Genomic DNA, 8,459 nt, shown 5'->3' with positions numbered 1-8,459 from the left:
AAACCGGTCCAGTACCTCCTGGTAGGCCCTTCGCTCCGCCGTGTGCAGGGCCTTGCGCCGGGCCGCGATGCCCCAGGTGCCGTGTTGCTCGGCGACCTTGTCCCAGCCCTGTGCCGGCGCTGTGGTGTGGCCGGTGTCGGCGTCCGTGAGGTGGATGCCGAAGCCCTCCAGTGCACGCGGCGCGAGGGCCCAGGTCTCTCCGGTGTGCTGGACGAGGCCGTGGTCGGCGAGGCGATTCAGCGTCCGGTAGGTGGTGGCGCGGGAGACCGAGGACGTTCCGACGAGCTCGTCGGCCGTCTGGCCCTGGCATGAGTGCAGAGCGCTGATGATCACGAGGGCGGCGGTGCCGAGGCCGTGATAGGCGAAGGCGTCGTGGCCCATCAGACGTGCGAGGACGGTGGAGTCGATGTCGGCCGTCGTGGCCGTCTCAGGGGTGGTCCACTCCTCAAGTGCCGGGTCGGGGGGGAACTGAGTGGTCCACAAACGAGACGGAGCGCTGCCCAGGGCGAGATACCAGGTCGAACCCTCCCGGCCGTGGCCGACCCGCAGGCGGCGAAGCCAGCCTCCCGGCTTGAGGACCGTGTCGTAGACGGCCCGCAGTGTCGTGCGGGAGATGCCCGCCTCTTCGGCGGTCTGGCGCTCGCTCGCGTGGTGCAGAGGGCCGCCGGCGATCTCGGCGAAGTTCAGATGCGCGGTGCAGCAGGAGTTGCGTGAGCTGGTCGGCGCTGCCGCCGGCGCGGGCGACGTGGCAGGCGATGGCCGCGGTGATGCGGTGTCCGTGTTCGGCCGCGCCTTGGCGGTCCCCGCGCAGGATCACGGTCCGCCTGTCGGAGGCGAGTCGGCTGTAACTGCCGGTGGCGTAGCGGCCGGTGAGGTCGCCGAGCAGGATCAGATCGGCCGCAGCTGACGGCAGTCGGGACAGGCCCAGCGGGCCGCGGAGATGGGTGACGTGTGGTTGGGGGAGTGGCTGGTGGGTGCTTTCTGGCACGGTGGGGTCGTCTCGCAAAGACGTGGACGCCACCCAGGCCCGCTAAAACCACGGGTAGTGTCCGGAACCGACCTCCATCGGCGCCGGCAAGGTCCCCAGGATGGCCGTCCTGGAGGCTCTCGTACGACCGGCCCCGAGCGGAGGCAGGCGTCCCCATCGCAGCTCGACCGAGATCGAAACAGAGCGCCGTCAGAGTCGCTCACCCGTGATCCACACCGACCAACTCGGGTCCCCAAAGGCCAGGTTCAGGGGCTGATGCCTCTGGCTGCCTCCGAGTGACCCGGGTCGAACCGGGGTCGAATCAGAGCGGTTTCCTCTGACTGCCTCCGTACGCCTCTGCAACCCGTCCTAGCAGGTCACAGCCTCATCGCCCCTACATAAGCGCAGGTCAGAAAGTTGCGCTAGCTGTACCACTGGTTCCTGGCGAATGCGGTGGTGTGAGGCATGGGCTTCCCGTCCCTGTCGGCGGGGCGCCGTCGCCCCGCTTGCCGTGGTTGGACCAAGGGTCCTGAGGGTTGCGGTGGCTCGGCAAGGTGGCTTCTGCCAGGCGGAAGGACTTCTGTGAAAATGCTGGTCAGGGGGCTGTTCTGTGAGCCCCTGGTCGCCGGAGGACGCTCGGTACAGCGGCAAGGGGGCCGACACCGGGCAGCGTGCGCAGGGCCTTCGCCCGTGGATCGGCCTTCTCCTTCCGGGCCGAGGCAATCGCCTTGCACTGCAGCGGATGCGCCATGTGCGCGTCGAAGCCGTGGTCCTGGAGCAGCTCGATCAGCCAGCCCCGGCCGAACGCGGCCTCGACCGCGACCGGCGTGCCCGCCGCAGGGTCCCCGATCACCCCCAGCACCGGCTCCCGGCCGTTGGGCCCGCACCGGCGGGCGCTTCTGGCCCGGCGACGTCCGGACGCCGTCCGATCGCGGATCTGACCGAGTTCGGCCAGTGGGACGCGAGAGCCGGGTTCTTCCGTGGGCTTGCGCTTGAAAACCGATCGGTTTACGGTGGAGGAAACCGATCGGTTTTCCATTCTGTGGAGGTGGTCATGACCGCTTTGAAGGCGTGGACGTCTTCGTCGCCGGTGGCTGCCGGGGTATCGGCGAGGCGCTGGGCGTACGTCATGGCCCGCGACCCCTTCCTGGACTCCCCGGTCGACGGACGTACGCCGCGAGTTTGAGACCAACTTCTTGAGCGCGAGGGTCGTGGCCGCGCGCCGCCCTGCCTGTTCGACCTGTCTGAATCACCCATCCGCAGTTCACGCAAGGAAACGGAAATATGCCGGACCAGGAGCCACGTCCCACGATTCACATTCCGGGGACCACCAGCCACACCATCGCCCCGCGCGCAGGACGCCACAGCCGCGAGGGAACCCTGCGCTACCTCAAGGCGGGCACCGGTGCCCCCCTGGTCCTGCTGCACACTCTGCGCACGCAGGCCGAGCACTTCCGCTCCCTCATCCCGTTGATCGCGGACCGGTACACCGTGTACGCCCTCGATCTGCCGGGGATGGGCTACTCCGAGATCGTCCCCGGGGCGTCCTACGAAGAGCCGGCGCTGCGTGCGGGCGTCGAGCGACTCCTCACCGAACTCGACCTCCACGACGTGACATTGGTCGGCGAATCCCTGGGTGGAGTGCTCGCCCTGACCGCCGCGGCCGATCTGCCGGAGCGGGTACGGCGCGTCGTCTCGGTGAACCCGTACGACTACCGGGACGGCATCGCCCGGTCCAGTGTCCTCGCACGCGTGGTGATCGGCGGGATCATCGCTCCGGGGGTGGGCAAGTTGATCGCCGAGCAGGAGCCCAAGCCCGTCCTGCGCCGGATCCTGCAGGGCGGCGTCGGCGACAAGACCGCTTTTCGGGAGGACTACCTGGACGAGCTTCTCCGGTCAGGCAGGCGTCCCGGCTTCCCGACCGTCGCCCGCGCTCTGTACCGGAACATGCCCAGCCTCATCGCGGCCCGCTCGCGCTACCCCGAGGTCAAGGCTCCCGTCCACCTCATCTACGGCGAGAACGACTGGTCCCGCCCATCGGACCGGGAGGCCAACAAGAGGTTGCTTCCCGCCGCCGACTTCACGCAGGTGCCGGGAGCGGACCACTTCATCGCACTGGAGAGGCCGAAGGTGGTGGCCGACCTGTTGAACGCGGTGGCATGACCGCGAGGGCGCTGAAAGCCGCGCGGCCAACGGGGCCGCCCCGGTCATCCACCTGAGCCTGTAGAGGCGCGGGCGCCGGCAGACAGCGGCACAACCGGGCCAAGATCGGTAGAACGTGCCGGAAACTGAACGGTTTCCAAATTCACACAAACAACTCAGGAGTCAATAACCATGTCTTCTCACGCCACCTCCTCCATCTTCGTCATCGGCGGCACAGGAGCACAGGGGATGCCTGTTGTCCGCGCCTTGGTCGCCGACAAGAAGTACTCCGTCAAGGTCCTCACCCGGGACGCCAGTTCCCCCCGGGCCCAGGAACTTGTCGCGCTCGGCAACGTCTCCATCCTCGAAGGGACCTTCGCCGACGAAGACGTACTGCGCGAAGGATTCCGCGACTGCGACGGGGCGTTCATCAACATCGACGGGTTCAACACCGGCGAGAAGACGGAGACCTACTGGGCCATCCGTACGTATGAGATCGCCATCGAGGAAGGCATCAAGTTCTTCGTCTACGGAAATCTCGACTACGCCCTGAAGAAGTCGGGGTACGACTCCCGATTCCGCACCGGCCACTATGACGGCAAGGGCCGCATGGCCGAATGGGTGCTGTTCCAGAACGAGAAGAACAGGGATCGGATGGGGGCGGCGGTCTTCACGTCGGGCCCCTACATCGAGATGGTGATCTCGCCGCTCACGCCCATGACGCCCTCCGTCGAGGACGGCGTCGTCACCTGGCGCGTCCCGCTCGGCGAGGGTGCCGTCCCGCACGTCGCGCTGGAGGACTGCGGCTTCTACGTCCGCTGGCTCTTCGACAACCCGGAACGGGCCAATGGCATGGACCTCGAAGTCGCCATCGAGCACATGACCTATGCCGACATGGCCGCGGCGTTCGAGAAGGTCACCGGTCACCCGGCGCGGTATGTCGACACCGATCTGGACGCGTACTGGAGCAGTCCGGACCTGACGGGGATCGCCGACCACCCTGCTGGATACAACGCCGACCCCGACGACAAGAGCACCATGAGTTTCCGTGACAATTTCACCGGCTTCTGGAATGTGTGGAAGCACGGGATCATCACCAGGGACTACGCCCTGCTCGACGAAATCCACCCCAACAGGATCAGGACGGCTGAGGAGTGGTTCCGTCGGGAGGACCAGTTGGGCAGGGAATCGGGCAAGGGGAGCCTTTGGGAAAGGGTCCAGGCGGAGAACTGGACGGTGGACTCCGCGGTCCTCAAGAGCAGCGCGGACTTCAGGACGGGCAAGTTGTAGACGGACAGTCCCGCGGTGCGCTCGGAATCAATCGCGGTTCGCCCATCCCGGGAACCGTAGTCGTCCTCGGCTCGTGCAGATCAGCGGCGGGGCGCGCGCGGCGTGAGTACCGAGATCCTCTCGGACAGCGCCCCCTCTGACCGCTGACCAGCAGGCGCCGCATCGATGCGGCGCCTGTCGGCTTTGGGCACCGTGGGCATCTCACGGCAAGGCCGTTCACGACCGCGGCTACGTCGTCTCGCGCCGGATGAGCGCCAGGATGTCGCCCACGACAGGCCGACTCGGTGCTGCCGGAGCCGGAACGCCGACCGTCGAGAGGATGCCGGCGGTGAGATTGCCGGCTGCCGCGGTGAGGTCCATGCCGATGGTGGTCGGTGCCGGTACGCCGAGCGAGCTCACGGAGAGGTCGTCGGCGCCGATGAAGAAGGGCCGCTCTCGGGGGTCGTCCAGCGCGGCGTAACCGATGTGCCGGTGCCCCTGCGCCTCAAGGTGCTCGATCTGCAGCCGTCCGATGTCTTCCTGGTTCAGTCCGGTCAGGCCGGTGGCGTCCGGTGTGAACACGCCGTCGAGCAGGGGGATTTCCGCCCGGTCGCGTCGGCCGGCAGGCTGCCGAACGCGACGACCACCGCCGGCTGGACGTGTTGCCACAACTCGGCCAGCGGCGTGGCCGTCCAGGCGTGGTGCAGGTACACGCAGGTGTATCCGGCCTCGCCCAGTCCGGAACGACGCAGCGCACGGCCGGCCCCCGACGGTACGCAGCCGAGACGCTCCGTGGAGCGGCCCGGGGCGGAAGGTGTCGGTAGACCCATCGGGTTGTTCGGCGGCCGGCGGCGGCTCCTGGGTGAGGCGGCCGTCCGCGCTGGTCATCGCCCCGAGCTACCAGGTGGCGCCGGTGCGGCGGGTCAACCGCGATGTGCTCGTCGATCGAACCGGTGAGGGCCGTGTTCTCGGCACAGGTGGTGGGTACTGCGTCGAACCACGACAGCCCGGGCCGGCTGGCGGTGGTGGCGTACGACGCCGGTGGCGCGACATCCGGAGCCTGCGGAGCTCACGTTCGGCCTGGAAGTGCCCTGCGCCGGGTACGACGATGCGTTCCAAGCTGTGCGTGAACACGGCGGCCAAGCCGTCGCTCAACTCCACGGATATGCAGTTGTCGTCAGCCCCATGGAGGCAGAGCGACGGGACGGTGACGGCACGGCTCACCCGGGCTTCCAGGGTTCCGGCCGCCTTGTCCGTTGAGGGGCGTGAACAACTGGCGGTAGAAGCCCGAACATGTACCAGCTGCGTCGCTGCTGGTCGCCGTCAGTCACGAATGCGGCCAGGAATTGAGGACCCTGGGGAACCGCCATACCGACCAGCTTGCGGACACGTGTCGGGTCGAGGCTCGCTGCCGCGTACGCCGCCACAGCACCGAGCTCGTGACCGATGAGATCCGCCTGCTCGCGCCCCAGTATCCGCGCTGTGCGGGCGCGACCGCCCAATACCCTTCCTCCTCAGGGCGGTCGAGAGCCCGGCCCAGCCGGCGGCATGGTCGGGAAAGCCGTGGAGGCAGAGGACCAGCGGCCCGCTGCCGCCCTTGAGGATCGGAACCTCCAGTCCGCCTGCCCGAACCATCCGATGGCGTACCCGGTCAACTGCCGAGGACTCATTGACTCCTTAGCGGCGTTGCGGTCCTGCTAGCCAAGACGCCAGCCGGCGAGGTTGAGCAAAGGCCGAGCCGGGGCGCTTTTGGGGCTGCTGGAGCTGACGTGGTAGGTGTCCCGAAAGGCCGCCCGGCCCTCCCGCCGGTCCCTGTCAGCCCGGGACCACCGGCAGGACGATGCGGGAGGGCCGGGCGGGGTCGTGGAAGATCTGCTGGCGGGCCGCTCGGGCCGTGGTCGCGCTCTCTTCGGGCTCGCCCGTGTTGAGGTTGCGGTCCCAGCGCGGGAAGTTGCTGGAGGTGACCTGGAGGCGTATGCGGTGCCCTGCCCGGAAGGCGATGCTGGTCGACCACAGGTCCACGACGTGCTCGGCGGACTCACCCGGTGTCGCTTCCCGAACCCGCACGATGCCGTCGGTCACATTGCGCGATACGCCGTTCTCGTCGACGTCGCACAGGCGGGCCACCCAGTCGGTCGAGGGACCGTCGGTGGCGGCGAAGAGCACCGCCCGCACGCGGCCGGTCACCTCGAGGTCCTCGGTGAGCGGTTCGGTGGTGAAGACGAGGACGTCCTCGCGCGCCTCCACGGCCGTCTGGTCGAGCGGGCCGGGACGGAATTCGTCGGTCAGCAGGAGCGCCCCGCCGGTGGTGGGCACCGGGTCCATCGGGTCGTAGGTGAACTCCTCGGGCTGCTCGGCGGCGGCCGGCGGCTCAGGGGTCAGGCGGCCGTCCGCGCGCAGGTGGAAGTCCGTGTCCACGGCCCGCGACAGGGGCCATTCCGTCTCCTCGCGCCACTGGTTGACGCCCATGACGAACAGCAGCACCTTGCCCGTGTCCGGCTCCAGCGGCTCGCCGTCGCCGATCGTGCGCTGGTACCAGTCGAGCTGGAGGCCGTTGAGGGGTCCGCGCATGCCCATGAAGGCGGAGTTCGCGGCGAACCCGAAGTTGACGTCGCCGATGACGTGCTGCTGGTTGGCGTGACTCCACGGGCCCATGACCAGCGTGGCGGAGCGGCCGGCGCGGCGCATGGCGGTGAAGTTGTCGAGCGTGCCCTGGGTGAAGATGTCGTACCAGCCGCCGACCTGGAAGGTGGGCAGGTCCACCTCGTCGTGGCGGCCCTCGACCCGGCAGGCCCGCGCCCACTCGGGTTCGCGCCGGGACCGCTCATGGCCCAGCTCGGGAAGATCGTGCCGGACGAACGCGGGGAAGTGCCCGGCGGGCAGTTCGCCGTAGCCTCCGCCGGCCAGGCCGTCGAGATCCTGCACGAGCCTGCCGAGGCTGCCGACGAGCGTGGCGGGGTCGGTGCCGTGCCGGCGCATCAGCGCGTCGGCACCCATCATCAGGGTCCACGGCGCGGTGATGCCGAGCTCGATCGCGCCGCCGCGCGTCCACAGCCCGTCGTCCGGATCGGACCACGTGACCATCGGCGCGATCGCCTTCAGCTCCGGCGGCTTGGCCAGCGCCGCCATCCACTGGGTGTTGCCGAAATAGCTGGCGCCGATCATGCCGACGGAGCCGTCCGCGCCGGGAAGTGCGGCAGCCCACCGCACGGTGTCGTACCCGTCGCTCTCCTCATGCGTCCACGGCTCCCACTCACCCTCGGACGCGAACCGGCCTCGGGTGTCCTGGAGGACCACCATGAAGCCACGCCGGGCCGCCGCCAGGGGATCGAGGATGGCGATCGCCAGGGCCATCTGCTTCCCGTACGGCAGCCGGCTCAGCAGGACCGGCCACGGCCCGCTGCCGCCGGGCCGGTAGACATCCGCGCGCAGCACCGTGCCGTCACGCATCTCCGCGGGTACGTCGAACTCGATCCGGATCTCCGTCATGTGCTGCTCCTTTGCCTGCCACGACGTCTTCGCGAGAACATGGTTGATCGGTTCTCCACCCCCGCGACACCCCCGATCGGGGGTGACCCCGGCGGTCTCGGGACGCTCAGGCCACCGCGTTCAGCACGTCGGCCAGTACGTCGGGCCGTTCCAGCGCGATGAAGTGGCCGGCCTTCGGCACCTGCGTGAAGTCGGCGGCGGGCAGCAGCCGCTTGTTGGCCTCCCGGTCCGAGGGCCGGGACCAGTCCTTCTCGCCGTAGACGAAGTGGATGGGGGCCTTGACCTCCGGGTAGCGCGAGCGGGCCGCGATGAGGCTGGGCAGGGCCTGGTACACGCCCCGGGCGACGGTCGGGTAGCCGGGGCGGCGGCCCACCTGGAGGAGCTCGTCCACGTAGTCCTCGCGCAGTGCGCTCTTGTCGCCCAGGCCGCCCTGGAGGATCTTGGTGAGGGCGGGCTTGGGCTCCACACCGGCGATCGCCGGGCCCACCCCGGGCGCCAGGACACCGCTGACCACCACACGGGCCAGGAGGCTGGAGCGGGCGATTCCACCCTGGAAGTCGTACGCGTTGACCGCGACGACGCGTCTGACGCG

The 8,459-nt window shown here is 69.0% G+C and carries 7 protein-coding genes and 1 pseudogene; 3 read left to right on the top strand and 5 right to left on the bottom strand.

Annotated elements, in window-relative coordinates:
- Window positions 1-483: pseudogene (locus ABZ464_RS51630) on the bottom strand (transcriptional regulator); the annotation flags it as partial.
- Between the two features lie 130 nt (window positions 484-613).
- Here ABZ464_RS51630 and ABZ464_RS51625 point away from each other — a divergent pair.
- A complete protein-coding gene (locus ABZ464_RS51625) occupies window positions 614-907 on the top strand; it encodes a hypothetical protein (protein WP_359289914.1) in 294 nt (97 codons plus the stop codon).
- Between the two features lie 655 nt (window positions 908-1,562).
- On the opposite strand, the gene ABZ464_RS51620 is transcribed toward ABZ464_RS51625, so the two are convergent.
- Window positions 1,563-1,820: a hypothetical protein gene (locus ABZ464_RS51620; RefSeq protein ID WP_359289912.1), complete on the bottom strand. Its 258-nt coding sequence runs from the start codon at window positions 1,818-1,820 to the stop codon at window positions 1,563-1,565.
- Window positions 1,821-2,251: 431 nt separating this feature from the next.
- Between ABZ464_RS51620 and ABZ464_RS51615 the strand changes: the two genes are divergently transcribed.
- Together ABZ464_RS51615 and ABZ464_RS51610 are read left to right on the top strand one after the other, a co-directional pair.
- Window positions 2,252-3,130 (top strand): alpha/beta hydrolase, encoded by an 879-nt coding sequence (locus tag ABZ464_RS51615; RefSeq protein ID WP_359289910.1) that lies wholly within the window; start codon window positions 2,252-2,254, stop codon window positions 3,128-3,130.
- Between the two features lie 171 nt (window positions 3,131-3,301).
- On the top strand, window positions 3,302-4,399 hold the full coding sequence (locus tag ABZ464_RS51610) for an NmrA family NAD(P)-binding protein (protein ID WP_359289908.1): 1,098 nt from the start codon (window positions 3,302-3,304) through the stop codon (window positions 4,397-4,399).
- A 228-nt stretch (window positions 4,400-4,627) separates the two neighbouring features.
- Here ABZ464_RS51610 and ABZ464_RS51605 read toward each other — a convergent pair whose 3' ends face one another.
- The 3 genes from ABZ464_RS51605 to ABZ464_RS51595 all read right to left on the bottom strand — a co-directional run.
- A complete protein-coding gene (locus tag ABZ464_RS51605) occupies window positions 4,628-4,960 on the bottom strand; it encodes a hypothetical protein (protein WP_359289907.1) in 333 nt (110 codons plus the stop codon).
- 1,233 nt (window positions 4,961-6,193) lie between these two features.
- Window positions 6,194-7,867 (bottom strand): CocE/NonD family hydrolase, encoded by a 1,674-nt coding sequence (locus ABZ464_RS51600; RefSeq protein ID WP_359289906.1) that lies wholly within the window; start codon window positions 7,865-7,867, stop codon window positions 6,194-6,196.
- Window positions 7,868-7,973: 106 nt separating this feature from the next.
- Window positions 7,974-8,459: alpha/beta fold hydrolase (locus tag ABZ464_RS51595; protein ID WP_359289904.1), on the bottom strand; the 486-nt coding region annotated here is incomplete at its 5' end.

Origin of the sequence: Streptomyces sp. NPDC005820 (assembly GCF_040630255.1) — a bacterium.
Taxonomy (GTDB): Bacteria; Actinomycetota; Actinomycetes; order Streptomycetales; family Streptomycetaceae; genus Streptomyces.
The sequence above is the reverse complement of the archived record's forward strand: the minus strand, read 5'-3'. Positions and strand labels throughout refer to the sequence as shown.